Consider the following 22,330-nt stretch of genomic DNA (forward strand, 5'->3'; position numbering starts at 1 on the left):
CATGAGAGAGTTCAGTAACAGACGAAATCCTATATTGCCATTGGAATATCATGTGCCGGACAGCGAGGGACATGTAATGGCGGATGGAAAGTTGTATGTATATGGGAGTTTTGATGACAGAGAAGATGTTTATTGTAGTGAGAAATATCATGTGGTATCGACAGCCGATATGGAGCATTGGACGATTCATGAGGAATCGTTAAACGGTAATCAGATTCCTTGGTTCAATAACCCGGTTGCACCAAAATATTCAGGAATTGATTGGAGCCATCCAACACCATTTATCCAGAAAATGATTCAGCGAGACCTTGAGAATGGTGTCGATATGAAGGCAAAATTTGAAGAGGCAGAAAAAGAAGAAAAGGAAAAGCCGGCACTTCTCTTTGCACCGGATTGTCTGGAACGCAATGGAAAATATTATCTTTACTTTTGCATGCCGGATGACAGTGAAGGAGTTGCAATATCAGACAGACCGGAGGGACCATTTACAAATCCAATACAGCTTCCGTGTGGGGGAATTGATCCGGCAATATTTATTGATGATGATGGACAGGCATATTATTACTGGGGCCAATTATTTTCACATGGAGTAAAACTGAATGAAGATATGATTTCCTTCAATCGAGATGAGATAGTAGATGATCTGGTGACGGAAGAAGAACATTTCTTTCACGAAGGCTCTTCCATGAGAAAAATCGGTGATACTTATTACTATGTATATGCCGATATGGAACGTGGAAAACCAACTTCACTTGGATATTCTACAAGTAAGTCTCCGATGGGACCATTTACTTATCGTGGAATTATCATTGATAATGACGGATGTGATCCGGCGAGCTGGAATAATCATGGATCAATTGAATGTGTAAATGGACAGTGGTATGTATTTTATCATCGCTGCAGCCGAGGAGTACAGCAACACAGAAGACTTTGCATCGAGAAGATAGAGATATTGGAAGATGGTACAATCCCGGAGGTGAAGATGACCTCGCAGGGCATCGGAGAGCCATTTGTACCGAGAGAGGTCATCAAGGGATATCAGGCATGTGAAATGTCCGGTTCCGTGTATATCGGAGTGAATGAAGATGCAGGGAGTGCAGAGGAATATCCAGAGGTACTGATGAATATTTCTGTGGGAGATGAAGTGATGTTTCGCTATGTGAAGAGTGAGCAGGAGTGGAAGGAAATTTTCTTGAAATATCGTGGCAGCGGAAAAGTTAAAGTAAAAATGGATGGAACTTGTGCAGGCGAAATAACACTTACAGATAATAAGGATGTTACAAATACAACAAACCAGGAGATCTGTATGGAAGCTGGGGAATATGAGGTGGAATTGGAAATTGTAGAAGCAGATAAGCTGGAAATTATAGAAATTATGTTGGCATAATAAGGAGAACAAGAGAGGACTGATTTTATAAAAGTTTTCCACAGAATTGCCAACAAAAAAGAAGAGTTATCGACAAGAAACACATTGCGAATGTACAGATGATAGCTTAAGCTATATCTATACTCATTTCTAAAAATTAATCGATTAGTTAAGACTCTTGAAAGTCTAAGGTGCGGGATGAGAATTTTATAAGTTCTCATTCCGTACAGTTATCTATATTCATTTCAGAATATAACATGAGTTTTTTAAAGAACTTGAGTTCAGTAGCAAATCCAAAATGTAAAAATCCGAATAAATATTAATAAAAAACCAAGGATAAGACTGTTAAAATGGAAGTGGAAAATTTATCTTTTACAGAAAAATCAAATGTGATAAAATAAAGAAAAATAGGATTTTCTATTTCTGTTTGACAGATAATTGTCATGAGAAAAAGGAGAAAATTCTATGAAAAAAACAAAAGAATTAAAGGAAAAAGAAAATTTTATAATGTTTCCCACAGTGGATTTTTGTTTCAAAGAATTAATGCAGAATGAGAATGTAAGGAAAGGCATTATTGCAGCTTTATTGAATGTATCACCTGATGAGATTGAATCTACCATCCTTATACAGACAATATTGAGAAAAGAATATGAGGATGATAAGTATGGGATTTTAGATGTGCGTGTAAAATTGAAGAATGGAACACAGATAGATTTTGAAATGCAGGTGGCAGCATATGAATATTGGGATAAACGTTCCATTTTTTATTTGAGCAAAATGTATACAGACCCGATTAAAGAGGGAGAGGGCTATGATACATTAAAAAAATGTATTCATGTCAGTATTTTGAATTCAGTGCATTTCCCGGAGGATGATGTATGCTATCGTCGAATTGCATTTTGTGATACAGAGACGGGGAAAGAATATTCAGATCTTATGGAGATGCATATGTTGGAGTTGGCAAAATTGCCTCCGGAGGCTCAGAATGAAGAAGGCATTATTCTTTGGATGCGTTTCCTAGGTGGAAGGTGTGAGGAGGATTTTAGGCATATGGCAGAAAAAGATAAGTACATAGAAGAAGCATATGATACTTTGAAAAAATTAAGTGCAGATGAAGAGAAACGTCTTGAGTATGAGGCTCGTCAGAAAGTGATTCGGGACCATAATTCATTTATGAAAAGTGCGGAGAAAAGAGGACTGCAGCAAGGAATAGAGAAAGGAATACAGAAAGGAATACAGCAAGGAATACAGCAAGGAATACAGTACACTTTAAAGGCATTGGAATTGAAGAAACAAAATTTGAGTGCGGAGCAGATTGCAGAAGAACTTCAAATTTCATTAAACGATGTGAAAATGATTTTAGGAGAAAAGTAATACCATGCATGAAACCAGTGGGGACGGAGTTTTTGGCTTAATAAATGTCTCCTGTGGATAAGAAGAAACACTGATATATTTGCGAAAAATCTTTCCACAGAATTGCCAACAAAAAAGAAGAGTTATCGACAAGAAACGCATTGCGAATGTACAGATGCTAGCTTAAGCTATATCTATACTCATTTCTAAAAATTAATCGATTAGTTAAGCCGTGTGAAAGTCGGAAGTACGGAATGAGAATTTAAATCTTTTGAATTCTTATTCCGTACATTTATCTATATTCATATCAGGATATAAAATGAGTTTTTCAAAGAATTTAAGTTCAGTAGCAAATCTAAATTTCCAAATAAGAACAATTTAATAAAGGAGAGGATAAATTGTCATCAGTAGATAAAATATTGACTGCGGTAATGTGTGGAACAAGAGATAAAAATATTTTATTTTTGGATCTTCGAAAACTATTGGATGTTTTAGGATTTCGATGTAGAATAAAAGGGGATCATTTTATATATTATAAAGAGGGAGTTAGTGAAATTATTAATATTCAACCGGAAGGAAATAAAGCGAAGGCATATCAAGTTAAGCAAGTAAGGTACATTATATTAAAATATAAAATGGAGGTCTGAAATTGAATAAATATAAACAAATTATTTATTGGTCAGAGGAAGATAATAGATTTATTGTAGAAGTTCCGGAATTACCGGGATGTATGGCAGATGGAACAACGGAAACGGAAGCACTGAAAAATGCAGAGCAGGTTATTTCGGAGTGGATTGAGACAGCAAGAATTTTGGGGAGAGAAATTCCACAGCCTGAGGGACGATTGGTATATATGGGATAGTGAGTGTAAGGAGGACCTGAAAACCATGCACGTGAGAACAATTTTACAGTCATTACAACAAGGCATTCTGATTTGTAACAGAAATGCAAGAATCATATATTTTAATGATGCTTATGGGGAGTTCATTGGGAAGCGCCTTGAAGAAGTTCAAGGAGAGGAGATAACAAAGTATCGAAAGCATGCAATGGTTCCACAGGTGATTCAGTCGCAGATACCAATAGAAGGAATTGTACGTACGGAAGGAAATCAAGAGTATTTTGCAAGTGTCTATCCAATCATGGAGGGGGATATTCCTAATGGAACGATCTCAATTGTAACAACTCTTGCACAGCACCAGTTAAAAGTAAAACAAAAAACAGAGACGCTTGCAGAGAGGGTACGAAAATTTGAACGTGAAGAAATTCTGGCAGAAGTTGCATATTGCGGAGGTGGCGTAGAAGGGAAGAAAAGAGCGGCAGCCCGACTAGGCATATCGTTGGCGACATTGTACAATAAAATAAAAGAAGATTAGGGACGAGCGGTAATTTCTAAAATTTTAGAAATTATCGCTCGTTTTATCTGGGGTATAGCTATAATATAACACGTAACAAAGATGGAAAAATGTCATAAATGAACCTTTGATATGTCAGTTGAAATACTTTGGGCTGTATTTGAATCTTGCTACAATGATAAAAAAACAAGGAGAATGCAGAATGAACAATTCAATTAAACCAGGTCAGGTATGGCTTGATACAGAGGGAAAACGAATTCAGGCACATGGTGGAAGTGTAATCTGTGTGGAAGATACATTTTATTGGTATGGAGAAAACAAAGAAAATACTACTGGACAGGATAAGACATGGCATTGGGGAGTAAGATGTTATTCATCAAAAGATTTATACAACTGGAAAGACGAAGGAATTATCATTCCACCAAATCTGGAAGATGAGACATCACCATTACATCCTACATCGATGATGGACCGCCCTCACATTGTATACAATAAAATGACACAAAAATATGTGGCATGGCTTAAGATTATGAATGAGCCCCCATGTTTTACAGTTTTGACGGCAGACCACATTTTGGGACCATATAAATTGAAGAATGCACGAGTGAATCCGTGTGGAATGGCTGTTGGTGATTTTGATATTGCAGTAGAGCCGGTTGACAATAAAGCTTACTTAATCAGTGAACGTCCACACATTACGTTATATGTTGCGGATCTAAATGATGAGTATACTGATGTGACAGGGAATTACTCAGAACATTTTCCACACACGGCACCGCCGGAAACTCGAGAGGCACCAGCACATTTTGTGAGAAAAGGAATGCATTATTTGATTACATCAGGAACGACAGGATATCATCCGAATCCATCAGAAATAGCAGTGTCAAAATTATGGCATGGACCATATGAGATTCTTGGGAATCCGCATGTGGGGGATACATCAAAAACATCGTTCAACTGTCAAATTTCATCTGTATTTAAGCATCCGATGAAGAAAGATCTTTATATTGCTATTGGAGATCGCTGGCGACCTGAGATTCCAGAACTAGAGGGTGAGAAATTTATAACAGGTGAAGGCTACGAAGAAACAGCGCAAATGTTTCGGACAATTTTTGACCCAGAGGCGGAATTTATATTTGATGAAAATGCATCAAAGAATTTGTTTATAAATGCATCAATTGCAGATTATGTTTGGCTTCCACTTCGCTTTGATGGTGATAATGTTCGAATCGAATGGATGGATGAATGGAAAATAGAAGAATTTGAATAGTAGACTGAAAGGAGCTCAGCGCAGATAATATCTGGTGCGCTAGCTCCTTTTAAATTTCCTTATTTAGAGCTCGATATTCCGCTGGTGTCATTTGGTATTGTTGGATAAAGAGCTTTTTCAGGTGATTCGGATTAGAATATCCGACTCGAGAGGCAATCTGTTTTTGTGAAAGATCCGTTGTTATTAATAATTCAGCGGCATGTTTTAATTTTATCTTTTGAATATTTTGGGAAAAACTTTGCCCTGTATATTCCTTTAGCAGGCGGATCATATGTCTTTCACTGTAATGAAAGAAATGTGCCAGTTCTTGGAGTGTGACATTTTGATATCGCTGTTCCATATATTTGAGTATAAAAATAAAGTTGTTTTCTTCATCTGATCCATTTGGATTTGGAAGACATAAGTCTTTTTCATGATTTCGAAGGAGCAGGGAGAAAAATAATTCTACAAGTTGATTTTTAACTGCATTTTTGTATCTCTTATTATCACATTCCTCTTGATATAAGGCGGTAAGAATCGTAAATACCTCAGAATCAACAGACGTATGAAAGAGAAGGTAAGAGAATTTTTCATTATGATATAATGTGTTTTTGAAAAATTCGCTTAGAATTGTCTGATCTTTCAAAATATAAAAAAAGTTTGAATCAAAAGTATTGGAGCGAATCAAAAGATTTATAATAAGACTATCTTCATTTGTGTCCGAAATTGTGTGCATGGTTCCTGGAGCAATGATTAGAATATCCCCGGCTTGAAGCATATATGTTTGTCCACCAATGGAGTTTGAACAGCTGCCATTTAACACACACATGATTTCAAAAAAATCATGAGAGTGAGGGAAAGCGGGAAGAAATCTGGGGTGCCGTACAAGGAAGACATCATGATCAAAGTTCTTAAAAAAATCTTCAGAAAGAGTTTCCTCCAAGAAAATGTCAACATGAAATTGATTCAGGATTTCTTTGTGTAAAAAGCTACGTATTTCTTCGAGTGCGGAAACGTTGTACAGGTGAGCGTTTTCAGTATCATACTGCAGAAAGCATTCTTTTAGAAAGTCTTCTATTTTCAACATCGTCTCGCCTGAACAGGAAGATATCGTGCTTTTATTGTAGATGGCAGGTGAAAATAATTTCATGAATAGCGTCCCTTTCTCTTTTTATTGCTTGTAAACAGTATAACACAAAATGTCATGAAAAATAATACAGTGTCATTTATTGTTTTCACTATGTCACTTTTCTGACTATTCTACTCACCTACATTTTTTTATAATACATATAAATTTGAAAGGAAGGGTGTAAAGATGAATACGAAAGAAAATGGGAAACTAAAATTATCGGAACGTCTGGCATATGCAATTGGCGGACTTCCAGAGGTTGCAAATTCAATTATCGCGGCATTCTTAACAATGTTCTATACAGATAATATCGGATTGGCAGCAGGAATGGTTGGTACGATGTTCTTCATATCTAAGTTATTTGATGGAATCAGTGATTTAGTTGCAGGAACGATTGTAGACCATACGAGAACAAAATGGGGAAAAGCCAGACCATGGCTTTTATGGCTTTCAGTTCCAACGGGCTTATCACTGGCACTGATTTTCTTTATTCCTCAAAATGGATCAAGCACAATGCAATTGATTTATGCATTTGTTACATATAATTTATATACAACGATTATGTATACAATGACAGGAATCGCTAAAAATGCTTTGATGCCTCTTATGACACAGAATATGCAAGAACGTGGAATTTTATCAACATTCGCAATGTTTGTTGGATTAGGTGGAACAATTTTAGGATGCTCATTTACATTTCCACTTATCTTTTCTCTTGGAGGAGATATAAAAGCATGGCGAACATTGTTTATGATTTACGGAGCATTAGTAACAATTGGTCTTTTGATCGGTTTCTTCTTTACAAAAGAATATGTACAATCGGTTGAAAGTGTAACAAACGAAAAAGCAGAAGCAGTGAGTTTCTTAGAGGGGACAAAGATGTTTGTGAAGAACAAATATCTGGTACTTGCTCTTGTGATGACAGTTGTAGTAAATCTTATGGTACAGCTTGGAACATGTTCACAGACTTATTTTTATACTTATTCAATGGGCGATCCAATGCTTATGACTTCATTGAGTCTGGTTGGTGTTGTTCCAACACTTATTAGTATTGCAGTTCTTACAGGTCCATGCCTGATGAAATTTGGAAAGAAAAAATCAATGTATATAGGCGCAGCGGGACAGATGATAGGAAGTATTATTAAAGCACTTGCAGCGCTGAGCTTAAACGTACCGGTTTTGATCGTTGGAACAGTGATCGGAGGATTAGCAACGGGACCATTATCAGTACCTGTAGCAACATTGGCTTCCGATGGTATTGATTATGGTGAATTCCTTTTCAATAAACGAATTGAAGGTGTCGGATCTGCGATTACAAGTTTTTCGCAGAAACTTAGTTCAGGACTCGCAGCAGCAATGGTTGGATGGGTGCTTGCTTTAACTGGATATGTGGCAAACGGAGTACAGAATCAGGCAACAAACATAGGTATTATTTCACTGTTTGCTATTATACCGGCAGTTTTGGAAATCATCATCATTATTCTGTTAAAAGTATTCTATCATTATGATCAAGAGGCAGATAAAGTATTGGTAGAATTAGAAAGAAGAAAAGAACAAGTTAAATAATAAACGATAAGAATTTATAAATAGGCTGTAAGAAGAACTGCAAGATAAGTTGTTCTTTTTACAGCTTATTTAGGAGGATAAAAATGAACAGCTTAGGAAAATGGATTACAAATGGCAGTGAACGTCCATTTTATACAAGAAAGAATATAGAGATTACAAAAGAGATTACAAATGCAGTTGCATATGTATGTGGATTGGGACAGTTCAACTTTTACATTAACGGAGCGAAGGTTTCGGACCATGTCTTGGATCCGGGATGGACAAACTATGACAAACTGATCCAGTATGTTACATTTGATGTAACAAAGTATTTAAAAGAAGGTGTAAATACAATCGGTGCAGAGATTGGAAATGGATGGTTTATTATGAATAACGATCATTATACGTTCGCATTTCCAGCGTTTATGCCGCCGAATCCAAATCCATATCACGCATATGGCAAAAGTCTTGTATTTGCTATGTGCCTAGAGGTTGAATACAAAGATGGAACCAAGGATGTGATGACAGCAGATGATACATTTAAAGTGGCAGAACATATGGTGACTGTTTCGAATGTATATGGGTCAGAATATATTGATGGGCGAAAAGCACAGATTGGATGGAATACGATAGCATTTGATGATTCTAAGTGGGAAAAAGCGAAGATAGTAGCAGAGGAGGATGAGCCGAAAGGAGAGCTACAAAATCAAACTCAGCCACCAATTAAAGTAATTCATACTTATGAAGGAAAATATCTTCACGATTACGCGGATAAAGAGTCAGGGGAAATTCGTAAAATCTATGATTTTTCGCAGAATATGTCCGGTATGTTAGAAGTAAAGGTCAAAGGAAAAGCAGGAGATGAAATTCATTTTCTTGCAGCAGAGAAACTTTCACCAGAAGGTGATGTAGATCAGATGGCAAAGAACTGGATGATGATAGATAATTGTATTACTTACATTGTTGGAAAAGATGATGAATGGGAAACGTGTAAATTAGTTTTTACGTATTTTGCAGGGAGATTCATGGGTGTTGAAGCAAAATCAGATGCTGTTGAAATTGGTGAAATGAAAGGGCATGCAATTACAAGTGCTTATGAGGAAAGCGGAACATTTGAATGTGATGATGAGAGATATAATCAAATCTATGATATGGTGGAAAAAGCAGTTGAAGCGAATATGATGAGTGTGCATACGGACTGTCCAACGATTGAACGTTTTGCATGGCAGGAGCCAAATCATTTAATGGCACCGGCAATCATGTATATGAAAAACGGGAAAAAACTTTGGGAAAAATTTTTATTAGACATGAGAGTGCAACAGCATACAGCGGATGATTATTTCTATGATTATGAAGGAAATAAATTTTATCCAGGAGATGGACTCATGCCGGGACAGGCGCCATGTTATATTCCAAATGTACTTCCGGTTCCGGGGATGGGAAGCTTTTATGATATTATTCCATGGGGAAGTACTTGTATTATAGGAACGTATTGGCATTACATTTTCTATGGGGATCAGAAAATTATTGAAGATAATTATGATGCGGGAATGAAATATTTCAAATATCTTCAAACGAAAGTGACGGAAGAAGGGTTTATCAATCATGGATTAGGAGATTGGGGAAATCCAAGAAATGAACTTGCAAGAGAAAATATTGAGACTGCCTTTTTCTATGCAGACGCAAAAGTGTTGGCAAGATTTGCAGAGATGCTTGGAAAAGATGAAGATAAAGGAACATTAGAAACATATGCAGATGAAATTAAGAGTAACTATAATGAGAAACTACTTGTACAGAATGAGGAAGGATACTGGTGTTATAAAAACTGGGATCATCCGGATAAATTAGTTATGACACAGGCAAGTCAGGCACTTCCATTATACTGGGGGCTTGTTCCAGAAAATAAGAAAGACGATATAGTAAAGGCTTTCCGTCAGACACTTGTGAATGAGCAGGCTTTTATTGCCGGAGAAGTAGGCCTTCCATATGTAATTCAGACAGCGCGTGAAAATGGAATGAATGATTTGATTGCGCAATTTATATTAAGAGAAGAACACCCAAGTTATTATGCATTTATTTTAGATGGAGAGACAACTTTGGGTGAATATTGGGAAAATAATCCAAGAAGTCATTGTCACGATATGATGGGACATATTATTGAATGGTATTATAATGGTATCGCAGGAATTATTCCAGAGGAACCTGGATTTTCGAAGGTTACAATAAAACCTTATATGCCAAATACGGTGAACTATTTTATATGTACTTTCAATACACCGCAGGGTGAGATTAAGGTATCGGCAAGAAGAAGTGGAAAAGAAGTTGAATTGGATGTGAAGGTTCCAGAAACGATTGAGTATATAGTGGATAGAAGCAATTTATAAAGGAAGATTAGGGACGAGTGATAATTTCTAAAATTTTAGAAATTATCACTCGTTTTATTGTGGAAAGAATGCGAAATGGTAAGATTTGAGTATAAAAAGAAGGAGGCAATGAGATGAAATTGAGAGAAATTGCACACTCAAGAACCGGAGATAAAGGGGATATTTCCAATATTTCTGTAATTCCCTATAATGAGGCAGATTACGAATTTTTAAAAGAAGTATTAACAGAAGAAGTGGTAAAAGAATATTTTCAGGAGATATGCAAAGGAGAAGTTGTTCGATATGAACTGGATGGATTGCATGCTTTGAATTTTGTTCTGGACCATACACTGGGCGGTGGGGTAACACGTTCTCTGGCGATAGACCGACATGGTAAAACATTAGGCATGGCATTATTGGAAATGGAGGTAGAGCGATAATGAAGACGATTCGAATCGGAAGTGGAGCCGGTTATGCGGGAGATCGAATTGAACCGGCGATGGAATTGATTGAGAAAGGAAAGCTGGACTATATTATATTTGAATGTCTGGCAGAAAGAACGGTTGCAATCGGACAGCAGGATAAGGAGAAAGACCCAGAAAAGGGATACAATCAATTACTGGAATATCGTATGAAAAAGATATTGCCTTTGTTAGCAAAAAATCATGTAAAGATGATTACAAATATGGGTGCAGCAAATCCGAAGGCTGCGGCAAAACAGACGAAAAAAATTGCGGAAGAGATAGGCGTTTCAGGATTGAAGATTGCCTGCGTAACAGGGGATGATATAACAGATGAATTGGATAAATATAAGGATCATATAGTTCTGGAAAACGGGAAGCCATTGGAAGAATTAAAAGATTCTTTAATTTCTGCAAATGTATATATGGGTTCGGAAGGAATTCAGGAAGCGTTAAATGAACAGGCAGACATTGTAATAACAGGGCGTGTGTCAGATCCGGCACTCTCCATTGGACCACTGGTACATGAATTTGGATGGGATTTAGAAAACAATCCGGATCAAATGGGACAAGCTGTGCTGGTTGGACATTTGCTTGAATGCGCAGGACAGGTGACTGGCGGATACTATGCAGATACGGGAATCAAAGATGTGCCGGATTTATATAAATTAGGATTCCCTTTGATAGAAGTTCATGAAGACGGCAGCTTTGTCGTAACAAAAGTAGAAGGCTCCGGAGGTCTGGTAAGCGTAGATATCTGCAAAGAGCAGACAATATATGAGATTCATAATCCAAAAGCTTATCTGACACCGGATGCAACAGCAGACTTTTCAAATGTAGTATTTACACAAGTAGGAGAAAACAGAGTACTGGCACATAATGCGATAACGCATGGTCGTCCGGAAACTTTGAAAGTAAGTGTTGGATATAAGGATTGCTTTATCGGAGAAGGTGAGATTTCTTATGGAGGTGAGACTGCATTGGAGAGGGCACGTATGGCTGCTGATATTATAGAGAAAAGAATCAACTTAACAGGAATTCAGTTGGATGAATATCGTGCAGATTTTATAGGATATAATTCTTTGTATGGTGATTTGCTCACATCCAAGATGAATGCTGGAACTCCAACAGAAGTAAGACTTCATGTGAGCGGAAGAACGACAGAACGATTACAGGCAGAATTGCTTGCAAATGAAGTGGAAGCGCTTTATACGAATGGGCCGGCAGGAGGCGGTGGAGCAGAAAAGCGAGTAAAAGAAATCGTTTCAATCTGCTCGATATTTGTTCCGAGACAGGCGGTTCGGTATCAAGTTGAATATTTGGAAAGCGGGGATAAATCAGCATGCGAATTATAAAGAAAAAAATAGGTGAATATGCGGAACTGACGGGGTATCTTCACGAACTGAATGATGAGACGGACAATATTAAGGAGTATCCGGCAATTTTGATATTTCCAGGTGGAGGTTTTAGAACTTGTAGTTTTCTGGAGTCTGAACCGATTGCGTTAGCCTATCTGGCAGAAGGATATCAGGCATTTACATTAAAATATACAACAGTGACAGATAAGGAAAATGCTACAATAGAAGATCCCATGACGGATGCACAAAAAGCATTAGAATGGATTCGGGATTGCAGAGAGGAATACTGTATAGGAAAAGAACAACTAGCACTATTAGGATTTTCCGGAGGAGCACATCTTGCGGCAGCTACAGCAACACATGGACCACAGCGACCGGATGTGCTGTTACTGGGATATCCGGGAATTCTTCACAGTGAGTTACGTGCACTGGAGTGTCCGGATATTATAGAATGTATAGATGAGAAAACGCCACCGACATTTCTGTTTGGAACAAGAGATGATAAGGTGACACCGCCGAAACACATTCTGGTGTTTGCGCAATGTTTGGAACAGAAAAATGTGGAATTTGAAGTTCATATTTTCAGAAAAGGTGAACATGGATTTTCACTTGCAAAGCCATTAACCAGCGTGGGAGATAAAAACAGGGTAAATCCGGATGTGGCGCAATGGTTTCAACTGAGTGTGAGATGGCTGAAGGAAATGTTGGGTGAGTTTACGGTATATGGGGTGAATGATGGACGAATCGGCAAGTACAGTATAGATACAAGAGTATGTGAATTGTTAGAAAGTCCGGAAGCAAAAGAACTGGTTTTAACATATTTGCCGATGCTAAGTGAAGAACTTCCGGTGTTTATAAAGGATTGGATTACGCCGAGAATATTGAATAAAAATCAAAAATCTTTGTCACAGGAGAAGCTGGAAGAACTGGATCAAAAGTTGTTAACATTATAGTTATCAACAGAGCTATAAAAAGAAACCAGTGGGAACACATAATGAGCCGAAAACTCCGTCCCCACTGGTTTATGCCCACTGGTTTAAGCCATATGAAGGAAGCCTAATAAAAAATGCTATGCTTCGTCAGTCTCTTTCGCCGGAATCTCAACCGGTTTATTCAAAATCTCCATAAATTCTTCGCCGGTAATCGTTTCATGTTCATACAGATACTGAGCCAGTTCATGTAATTTACCAACATTATCTTCAAGTATTTTATAAGCTTTTGAATGTTGCAATTTTACAAGATCGCGGACTTTTTTGTCAATTTCGGTTTGCGTTTCGAGTGAACAAGTCATAGAACTGTCACCACCGAGATATTGGTTGGTCATAGTTTCCATTGCAACCATATCGAATTCTTCATTCATACCATAACGGGTAATCATTGCTTTAGCAAGTTTTGTGGCCTGTTCAATATCGTTGGAAGCACCCGTTGTGATTTGATGGAAAATCAGTTCTTCGGCAGCTCGTCCGCCGGTAAATGTTGCAATTTTATTTTCCAGCTCTTCCTTTGTCATGAGGAAATGCTCTCCGTCTTCAACCTGCATCGTATATCCAAGGGCACCGGAAGTTCTTGGAATAATGGTGATTTTGTGTACCGGAGCAGATTCTGTCTGTTTCGCGGCGACAAGTGCGTGACCGACCTCATGATAAGATACAACGAGTTTTTCTTTATTGGAGAGAACCCGGTTTTTCTTTTGATATCCGGCAATAACAACTTCTACACTTTCTTCCATATCTGCCTGTGTGACGAACTTACGATTGTCACGGACAGCACGAAGGGCAGCTTCATTTACAATATTGGCAAGTTCGGCACCGGAGGCACCTGCAGCAGCTTTGGCAACAGCAGCATAATCGACGTTATCTCCAACACGAATTTTCTTGGCATGTACTTTTAAAATATCAATACGTCCTTGCAGATCTGGGAGTTCGACCGGAATACGACGGTCAAAACGTCCTGGACGGAGGAGTGCAGGATCGAGAGAATCTGGTTGGTTTGTTGCGGCAAGAATAACAACTCCCTTAGAGCCGTCGAATCCATCCATCTCAGTAAGCAACTGATTTAAAGTCTGCTCACGTTCATCGTTTCCAGACATTTGTCCGTTACGTTTCTTTCCAATCGCATCAATCTCATCGATAAATACAATACAAGGAGCTTTCTCATTTGCCTGTTTGAACAGGTCACGCACCTTGGCAGCTCCCATACCGACGAACATCTCAACAAATTCAGAACCTGAAATAGAGAAGAACGGAACATTGGCTTCACCGGCAACTGCTTTGGCAAGTAATGTTTTACCCGTTCCAGGAGGGCCTACTAACAGCGCACCTTTTGGCATAGAGGCACCAATCTCACGATATTTTTCCGGGGTGTGTAAATAATCTACTAATTCAGATAAAAGCTCTTTTGCTTCGTCTTCACCGGCAACATCAGAAAATTTAATACCACTGGAAGATTTGACATATACTTTTGCATTACTCTTTCCGCCCATACCAAATTGCATGGAATTCATTCCGCCACCCATCTTAGACAGCATTTTTTTGGACAGCCATTGGCCAAGTGCAATCATGATCAACATTGGAAGAAAGCAGGCCATTAAAAAACTAATAATTGGAGATGTCGGCTCAATGATTTCGGATGAAAATTTAGCACCAGATTCGTGAAGCCGGGTTACGAGATCTGGATCTTCAATAATTCCGGTTTTATATACTGTATCTCCTGATTTATCTGTAAATATGATTTGATTTGATTCGATGTTTACAGAATCGATTTGTTTTTCATCAATCATTGTCATAAATGTGCCGTAATCTACTTCTTTGACCTGACGTTGTTCCAGCGCAGGAAGGAGAAGAAAGTTTATACAAAGAATGGCGACAAGTACAATAATATAATAAAAAATCATAGGTCGTTTTGGTGATTTTACTTCTTGCATAATATGTTTTCAATCCTTTCGTCTTTAGTAAAAGATAGTGTAGTACGAAATGTTAAGGAATTCAAGCGAAAAAGTCTGAAAAAACTAAGGAAATCATGAAATTTTTATAAAATGGAAAGATGAAAAAAATCTGTGTAGAAAATCTGCCGTCTGCTTTATACTGCATTTTTGTAAGCTCTCGTGTTATAATAAAGGGCAAAGTGATGATTGAGAGAAAATAGAAGAAATATAGAGTATATAAGATTCTTTGGACAATCATCCAGATAAGCACGAACAGATAAGGAGATTCTATGCAGTTACGTTTTGAAATTCCAGATAAATTCTGGGGGCTGTTCCGGTCGGTTAACCGGGAGGCTTATATGGAGGCGTTATTGAATATCAATGAAGAATATCAATACAGTAATTATTTCTTAACACGGGAAGTTTGTATTCAAGTGTTAAGTGATATGTATATAAAGAAACATTTTCAGTTAAAACAGGAAGAGGATGAAACAGAGTTCGATTTATTGGAGACACCGGCGAGCAGAACATTGAAATGGCTGCTTCGGACAGGATGGCTAAAAAAACTAGAAGACTATAATACGCTTGCAACCAATATTGTAATTCCGGATTATGCGGCGATTTTTATTGATGCATTTGAACGTTTGGGCTCAGAAGATATGGAAGAGACTGAGATTTATATTCAGAATGTATATGCGACACTATTTTCTTTTAAAAATGATTCCAGAGTAAACTTAAGTATGCTGCGGACTGCATTGGTTAATACAAGAAGATTGAATAAAGCACTGCAGGATATGCTTCATAATATGGATAAATTTTTTGGACGATTATTGGATCAGCAATCTTACCATGATCTGTTAAAAGAACATTTGGAAGGTTATGTAGAAGAAATCGTGCGTAAAAAATATCATATATTGAAGACATCTGATAACTTTTATATTTACAAGACGGATATTAAGAAATGTCTGCGTGACATGAGAGAAAATGAAGAGTGGATAGGGCTGGTCAGAGAGCGTTCTAAGGCAATGGGGGATACGAAGGATGACGTGGTAGACTTGTTGGATATGATTGAGAGAGGATTTGATGATATTGAACATCGGATTTCAAACATGGATAAGGAACATACCAAATATGTAAGAGCGACGGTTACAAGATTGAATTATCTGCTCAGTGGAGAAACAGATACGAAAGGTTTGGTTGTTCAATTGCTTAATCGGATGTCGGCAGCTGTGACAGAAGAACAGAATACACAGGTGGAAAATCGTGGAAATGGTTATTCTTATGAGGAAATGCTGCAGCTTACCGGGGAGCGGATGAATATGTCTCTATTGGAAATGTTGTCGGAGAAATCTTTGTATAAACGGAGAAAGCCAAGGGAAGATTTCATTAGTCAGATGGCAGAGGATGAGACGATAGAGGACTTGAACAGAGAAGATGTATTGAAACTGAACAGAATTTTGCAAAGATACAGCAAGCAGGAAATCGAAGCTTTTATTGAGGAACATATGAAGGATGATGTTATGGATGTAGAGAAATTGAAAATAGCAGATGAAGAGTCCTTCGAGAAACTGATATTGGCATATGACTATAGCACAAGAAGAAACAGCAAATATATTGTGCTTGAAGAGGATACGCCACAGATTGAAAATGGATGTTATAAGTATCCGGCTTTAAAATTTGTGCGAAGAGGAATATAAGAGGAAAAACAAATGATAGAATACTACGAACAATTGCTGCAGGAAGAGCAGGAAGCGATTACCGAAATAATCCAGACGCTTTTTCGTCAGACATTTATATTAGAACAAAAATTTGACCGCCGGGCAGGCCGACTGCAGTATGAAAAAGATTATCGCGTATGTACGCGACATTTCGAATTTCTAAAAGCATACTTTGCGATATCAGGAATTCAGTTATGTGAAAATGTGCACATGGGAATTATTTATATACAAGGCGAAACGCTGTGGGGAGAGAAATTACCGAAGCTGGCAACAATTTATTTATTATTATTGAAATTAATCTATGATGAGCAAATGGCAACGGTTTCATCAAGCAGCCATATTGTTACGACACTTGGGGCAATTAATGGAAAAGCAGGAGAGTTCCGGGTTTTGAAAGGACTGCCATCTCCGACGGAGATGAAACGTACAATAGCAATGCTGAAAAAATATCAGATTGTTGAACCGTTGGATTCATTGGAAGAATTAAACGAAGCTACCAGGGTGGTAATTTATCCAAGCATTCATGCGGTATTGCTAGGGGATGATATCCGCGAACTGCTGACAACATTTGAGGAAGCAAAAGAACTGAAATCCCAGCAAAGCGTTTTTCATAAAGAGGTAGAGAGTGAGGAGGAACATCGTGGAGAAACAACAGCCATTTGAGGCTCTTTCAAAAATATGCCTGAATAACTGGCATTATATAGATAGAAAGATATTGACACTTAGTGAGGGAATCAATTTTTTTACAGGACATTCCGGAAGTGGAAAATCAACAGTGTTGGATGCGATGCAGATAGTGCTTTATGCAGATACGGATGGTCGTCGATTTTTCAATAAAGCAGCGGCAGATGATTCTGACCGCTCACTCATCGAATATCTTCGTGGAATGGTCAATATCAGTGAGAATAATGAATCGCAGTATTTGAGAAATAAAAATTTTTCCAGTACAATAGTTTTGGAATTTGAGCGTACAGATACAAAAGACAAACAATGTGTCGGCGTTGTATTTGACGTAGAGACAGCAACAAATGAGATTAGCCGTCAGTTCTTCTGGCATACAGGCGGACTTTTGGAAAACCAATATCGTGCGGAAAAACGGTGTCTTACAACGGTAGAGATGAAAGAATATTTGAGCAGAACATTTACAAAAGAGCAGTATTATTGCGGGTCAAGTAATGAACGATTCCGCCGACAGTTGTATGATGTATATCTTGGCGGGTTGGATATTGAAAAATTCCCGCGATTGTTTAAACGCGCGATTCCATTTAAAATGAATATCAAATTAGAAGATTTTGTGAAAGAATACATTTGTATGGAGCAGGATATTCACATTGAAGATCTTCAGGAAAGCGTTATGCAATATGGACGTATGCAAAGTAAGATTGCGGAGACAATGAAAGAAATCCGTTATCTGACGGACATTCGGGAAGCGTATCAGTCTTATGAAGAAAAACAGCAGGCGGCCGAGAGTTGTGATTATCAGGTTGAACGTTTGGAATTGCTACAGCTGCAACGGAAAAGTCAAGAGTTGCGGGAACGGATTATAGACCGGACAGAGGGAATCAAACAGCAACAGACACAACAGGAAAAATTGAATAAAGAGCTGAGAGAACTTCAAAAGGATTACGAGGATATTCTGTATCATATTGCAAAAAGCGGATATGATTCGTTGCAGATGGAGCTCGGTAATTTAAATGAAGTGTTGGAACGGCTGGAAAACAGCAAGGCAAGAATACAAAAGTTGTCTAAGAAATTGAATTTGTGGAAAGATAAAGAAGTTACTCCAAATCAGACAATATGGGACATTGAGAAGTTTGAAAAAGGAACAATTACAGAGGGGGAACTGGAACGTCTGCAAAAAAGCCTTTTGGAAATCCGGGATAGTCTGGAAACAGAGCGTACTGATACGGTGACAACATTAAATCGTATTAAAAAAGAAGAAAAAGAGATAAAAGAAGAATTAAAAGAATTAAAGCAGGGTAAGAAAGCATATCCACGCGAGCTGGAAGAAGCACGTTTTGAATTGCGTAATCGTCTGCATGAACGTGTTGGAAAACTGGTAAATGTACAGATTCTTGCAGACCTTCTGGATGTGAAGGATGAGCGTTGGCACAATGCGGTGGAAGGATATCTTGGAAATAATAAGCTTTTATTGATTGTAGAACCGAAGTATGCAAAAGATGCGATGGAAATTTATCGAGAGATGGATAAGAGAAAATTCTTTAGAGCAGCAGTGTTGGACACAGAGCGTGTCAATGAAGAAGAATTTACAGTGCAAAAAGGAGCTTTGGCGGAGGAAGTGCAGGCAAAAGAAAGTTATGTGCAGGCTTATATCCGATTTGTGTTGGGAAATGTTAAGAAATGTGAATCGATTGAAGAATTGCGAGAATGTAAAATCGGTATTACATCGGATTGTGTGCTTTATAAAGGCTTCCGTATGCAACATATCAATCCGGATAACTATACAAGACGAGCTTATATCGGTGAGACAAGTATGCGTAAACGTATTCAGCAGCTGGAAGGAAAAAGGGATGAACTGCAGAACGAACGCTTTCCGTTACAAGAGATGCTGGAAGAAATCAAGCGCATTTTAGAATTTGAAATGTTGTTGCAGCCTACAGCGGATTATATGCAGTGGCAGAATGAAGCAGGTCAGATTTCAGAAAAAGAGAAACGAAAAGCGCATGTCATTGAACAGATGAAAAAGCTGCGCGAAGAGTCTGTAGATATGTTGGAGAAACAGAAGTTAGATATTATGCGCCGACAGGAAGAAAAAAAGGAGTCTATAGATTCGGTAAAAAAAGCAATCTGGCAGAATGAGCAGGATATAGAAAAGTTTAACAATATGATTATTACAACAGAAACTGAACAGCTGGAACGAGAAAAGATATTGACAGAAGAGAACAAACGGCGTTCAGAAGAACGAACACAGATGCTGGAAAGTCAATTTCAACAATATCTTGAGAAAACAAAATCGCTTAATTATGATTATATGAAACGACAAAAACAGATGGAACAAAACCCGCTGAAAGATCAGATGGATCGTTTTTATCAGAAGCTGGTTGATGTTCGAAGTGTGTATAACCAGCAATATCCAAATCGCTCATTCTCAACCAGTGTGAAGGATAATAAGATGTACGATAAACTGTTGGATAGTCTTACTTGTGAGGATTTGGAACGATACCGGGCATCTGCACAGGAGCAGGCAAAATCAGCGGTAGAACATTTCAAGGACGATTTTATTTTCAAAATCCGAAGTGCTATCCGAGAGGCTTATCAGCGAAGAGATGAGCTCAATCGTATCATCAGCCGTCTGGACTTTGGTAAGGATAAATACCAGTTTGTAATCACAAAAAACAAAGGTGCGGATGGCAAATACTATAAGATGTTCATGGATGATGCTCTCCAGATTGACCCGCATCAGTTAAGCGGTTCAATGGACAATCAGATGAACATGTTTACGATGGAACATGAAGAAGAATATGGGGAAATGATGAATGAGTTGATCCATATCTTTATACCACCGGAGAATGCAACGAAAGAAGAGCAGGATGAAGCGAGAAAGAATATGGAAAAATATGCGGATTACAGAACGTATCTTTCTTTCGATATGCAGCAGATTGTTCATGGTGAAAAAGATATGAAGATCGGGCTTAGTAAGATGATTAAGAAAAATTCCGGAGGAGAAGGACAGAATCCGTTGTATGTGGCACTTTTGGCAAGTTTTGCGCAGGTGTATCGAGTGAATCTGTCGCCTAAATTGCGTCGTAATCCAACATTGCGTCTTGTCGTGTTGGATGAGGCATTTTCCAAAATGGATGCGGAAAAAGTGGCAAGTTGTATTTCGTTAATCCGAGGACTTGGATTTCAGGCAATTATCAGTGCAACAAACGATAAGATTCAGAATTATCTGGAAAATGTGGACAAGACATTTGTGTATGCCAATCCGAATAAGAAACATATTTCCATTCAGGAGTTTGAGAAGACGGAGTTTGGACAGTTGACGGAAGAGGCGTAAGATATATCAGATGTGAGATGACTCCCACCTCTGTAGGTGGCGAGTAACAAATCAGTATCAGTGGTGGGAGTCAATCCCCCATCTGATATAGCCTCCGGCAGGATTGCAGAGATGCGCAGAAGAATGCAGAGGCATTCTTGAATATAATGATATTTTAAGAGAACCAGGAAGTGTGCAGGCACATTTCTCTGGTTCTCTAATTATACAAAAGATGGAGCCGAGAGTTGTTACTGTTTACAGATGTCCTATAAACGATAACAAAATTTCCTGTTCCAGTCCCTTTTCTTCTTGTATCAGTTTGTCTATCAAATCTTGTAAAATCGGTATTTTAGTCTTTTCTAATTTCACTAGTGTCTGTGGTTCTAATGGCTCTGCAAAGTCTTTATATTTTTCATATATCTCTACATCCATATACAATGGCTGTAATTTAGGAAAGATCCGATTCTGAATATATTCAAAAATTTTGACTCCACCATAATCCAAATCTCCGGAGTGAAAATATTCCATCTGTTGATTCGCATCCAGAATTTCCGCAAGTTTTTGTAAAAAAGACCGCTCATACGGACCATAGTAACCATGGCTATATACATACAAGGTGTCATCAGAATAAGTCATTGCTTCAAAATTTGCCTTATTTTCGATAGAGACAATACGTTGAAATGGTACAACTTCATTCTTAATAGTCATATGTTGTAATGTTTGTGTATTCAATACGAATCCATATTTGAAATTTGATGTATCAATTTCTTGTTCAGTTCCATTCGGTTCTTGAATCAGTAGTTTCAAGGGACCCTTCAGCGCCATTTCCTGTCCGTATTCTTTAATCAGGAGCTGTTCCAACACAGATGTATCATCCATATCTTCCGTTACATCATTGCAATAATTTTTAGCAATTGTAATAATATGCGCTTGTACTTCTTTTTCAAATTTCTTTGTGTTTCCAAGATATCGCTTGCTAAAAACACGTTTGAATATCGCTTCGGTAAGTGCATTGATTCCTCGCAGACAATCCCGATAAAGTTCGAATTTTTCTAATTCTTTTGGAATCTTTCCATCACCAATGTTGTGTAATTTTTGCAACAATGAATCATAGTAGCTTCGAATCCATACATTCTGCCAGCCTTGTTTTTGTTCTGCTTCAATTTTATTCTGATATTGTTGTACCAAACGATATTTCGGAACAAATGTATCTCCATTCTTTTGAGCTTCTTGTTCTGCTAATTGATAAAGTTGGGGAAGTTGTTCTAACGAATATTGAATTTTTTCTATATCACTATAACGAAGGATCCATTTTACTTGAATTAATTTTTGATTTTCTAAATCGCGAACTTCATTTATTAATTCTGTTTTACCACATTTGGTATAATCCTTCTGCTGAATTGTAATTGTCCGATTGCCTGTTTCACCCGGTTTCCAATCTTTAGCACTGTGGTATTCGCATTTTTCTATGATTTTATTTAGAATGTACATCGTTTTCCTCTTGATCAAATATTTT

17 protein-coding genes are annotated in these 22,330 nt (G+C 37.8%); 14 read left to right on the forward strand and 3 right to left on the reverse strand.

From position 1 onward, the window contains the following. The first annotated feature begins 1 nt into the window (after position 1). The 6 genes from H8S40_RS00470 to H8S40_RS00495 all read left to right on the forward strand — a co-directional run bounded on the left by H8S40_RS00470 (position 2) and on the right by H8S40_RS00495 (position 5,341). Complete coding sequence (locus H8S40_RS00470; protein WP_186864292.1) at positions 2-1,387, forward strand: family 43 glycosylhydrolase; 1,386 nt, start codon at positions 2-4, stop codon at positions 1,385-1,387. Positions 1,388-1,831: 444 nt separating this feature from the next. Continuing rightward, positions 1,832-2,740 carry an Rpn family recombination-promoting nuclease/putative transposase gene (locus H8S40_RS00475; protein WP_186864293.1) on the forward strand — a complete coding sequence of 303 codons (909 nt, stop codon included), beginning with the start codon at positions 1,832-1,834 and terminating at the stop codon, positions 2,738-2,740. Positions 2,741-3,117: 377 nt separating this feature from the next. Continuing rightward, the gene (locus H8S40_RS00480) at positions 3,118-3,366 is read left to right on the forward strand and encodes a type II toxin-antitoxin system HicA family toxin (protein ID WP_118688460.1); all 249 of its coding nucleotides are present in this window, start codon (positions 3,118-3,120) and stop codon (positions 3,364-3,366) included. Positions 3,367-3,368: 2 nt separating this feature from the next. Then, positions 3,369-3,581 (forward strand): type II toxin-antitoxin system HicB family antitoxin, encoded by a 213-nt coding sequence (locus H8S40_RS00485; protein WP_117991387.1) that lies wholly within the window; start codon positions 3,369-3,371, stop codon positions 3,579-3,581. Between the two features lie 25 nt (positions 3,582-3,606). Further along, positions 3,607-4,092 carry a PAS domain-containing protein gene (locus H8S40_RS00490; RefSeq protein WP_186864294.1) on the forward strand — a complete coding sequence of 162 codons (486 nt, stop codon included), beginning with the start codon at positions 3,607-3,609 and terminating at the stop codon, positions 4,090-4,092. 181 nt (positions 4,093-4,273) lie between these two features. Then, positions 4,274-5,341, forward strand: a complete 1,068-nt coding sequence (locus H8S40_RS00495) for a family 43 glycosylhydrolase (RefSeq protein WP_117991393.1) — start codon at positions 4,274-4,276, stop codon at positions 5,339-5,341. Between the two features lie 49 nt (positions 5,342-5,390). Here the strand turns inward: H8S40_RS00495 and H8S40_RS00500 are convergent, their stop codons facing one another. Further along, positions 5,391-6,470 carry a helix-turn-helix domain-containing protein gene (locus H8S40_RS00500; RefSeq protein WP_186864295.1) on the reverse strand — a complete coding sequence of 360 codons (1,080 nt, stop codon included), beginning with the start codon at positions 6,468-6,470 and terminating at the stop codon, positions 5,391-5,393. Between the two features lie 165 nt (positions 6,471-6,635). Here H8S40_RS00500 and H8S40_RS00505 point away from each other — a divergent pair, with 165 nt between their 5' ends. From H8S40_RS00505 to H8S40_RS00525, 5 genes are all read left to right on the forward strand, one after another. Then, positions 6,636-8,015 carry an MFS transporter gene (locus tag H8S40_RS00505; protein ID WP_117991397.1) on the forward strand — a complete coding sequence of 460 codons (1,380 nt, stop codon included), beginning with the start codon at positions 6,636-6,638 and terminating at the stop codon, positions 8,013-8,015. An 83-nt stretch (positions 8,016-8,098) separates the two neighbouring features. Then, on the forward strand, positions 8,099-10,378 hold the full coding sequence (locus tag H8S40_RS00510; RefSeq protein ID WP_186864296.1) for a family 78 glycoside hydrolase catalytic domain: 2,280 nt from the start codon (positions 8,099-8,101) through the stop codon (positions 10,376-10,378). Positions 10,379-10,491: 113 nt separating this feature from the next. Then, positions 10,492-10,797 (forward strand): AtuA-related protein, encoded by a 306-nt coding sequence (locus H8S40_RS00515; protein WP_117991403.1) that lies wholly within the window; start codon positions 10,492-10,494, stop codon positions 10,795-10,797. Next, positions 10,797-12,173 (forward strand): acyclic terpene utilization AtuA family protein, encoded by a 1,377-nt coding sequence (locus H8S40_RS00520; RefSeq protein ID WP_186864297.1) that lies wholly within the window; start codon positions 10,797-10,799, stop codon positions 12,171-12,173. Before H8S40_RS00515 ends, H8S40_RS00520 begins: the two co-directional genes overlap by 1 nt. Beyond that, on the forward strand, positions 12,161-13,129 hold the full coding sequence (locus H8S40_RS00525) for an alpha/beta hydrolase (protein ID WP_118738277.1): 969 nt from the start codon (positions 12,161-12,163) through the stop codon (positions 13,127-13,129). Before H8S40_RS00520 ends, H8S40_RS00525 begins: the two co-directional genes overlap by 13 nt. 116 nt (positions 13,130-13,245) lie before the next feature. Here H8S40_RS00525 and ftsH read toward each other — a convergent pair whose 3' ends face one another. Continuing rightward, a complete protein-coding gene (ftsH, locus tag H8S40_RS00530) occupies positions 13,246-15,099 on the reverse strand; it encodes an ATP-dependent zinc metalloprotease FtsH (protein WP_186864298.1) in 1,854 nt (617 codons plus the stop codon). 290 nt (positions 15,100-15,389) lie between these two features. Here ftsH and H8S40_RS00535 point away from each other — a divergent pair, with 290 nt between their 5' ends. The 3 genes from H8S40_RS00535 to H8S40_RS00545 are packed head-to-tail and all read left to right on the forward strand — an operon-like array spanning position 15,390 to position 20,835. Continuing rightward, positions 15,390-16,796: a Wadjet anti-phage system protein JetA family protein gene (locus H8S40_RS00535; protein WP_186864299.1), complete on the forward strand. Its 1,407-nt coding sequence runs from the start codon at positions 15,390-15,392 to the stop codon at positions 16,794-16,796. A gap of 12 nt (positions 16,797-16,808) precedes the next feature. Further along, positions 16,809-17,480, forward strand: coding sequence for a DUF4194 domain-containing protein (locus H8S40_RS00540; protein WP_118724125.1), 672 nt, complete (start codon positions 16,809-16,811; stop codon positions 17,478-17,480). Beyond that, complete coding sequence (locus tag H8S40_RS00545; RefSeq protein WP_186864300.1) at positions 17,458-20,835, forward strand: ATP-binding protein; 3,378 nt, start codon at positions 17,458-17,460, stop codon at positions 20,833-20,835. The genes H8S40_RS00540 and H8S40_RS00545 overlap by 23 nt, the downstream gene beginning before the upstream one ends. 234 nt (positions 20,836-21,069) lie before the next feature. On the opposite strand, the gene H8S40_RS00550 is transcribed toward H8S40_RS00545, so the two are convergent. Next, positions 21,070-22,305 (reverse strand): Wadjet anti-phage system protein JetD domain-containing protein, encoded by a 1,236-nt coding sequence (locus H8S40_RS00550; RefSeq protein WP_186864301.1) that lies wholly within the window; start codon positions 22,303-22,305, stop codon positions 21,070-21,072. Positions 22,306-22,330: the final 25 nt, after the last annotated feature.

The organism is Ruminococcus hominis (genome assembly GCF_014287355.1).
GTDB classification, from domain to species: domain Bacteria; phylum Bacillota; class Clostridia; order Lachnospirales; family Lachnospiraceae; genus Schaedlerella; species Schaedlerella hominis.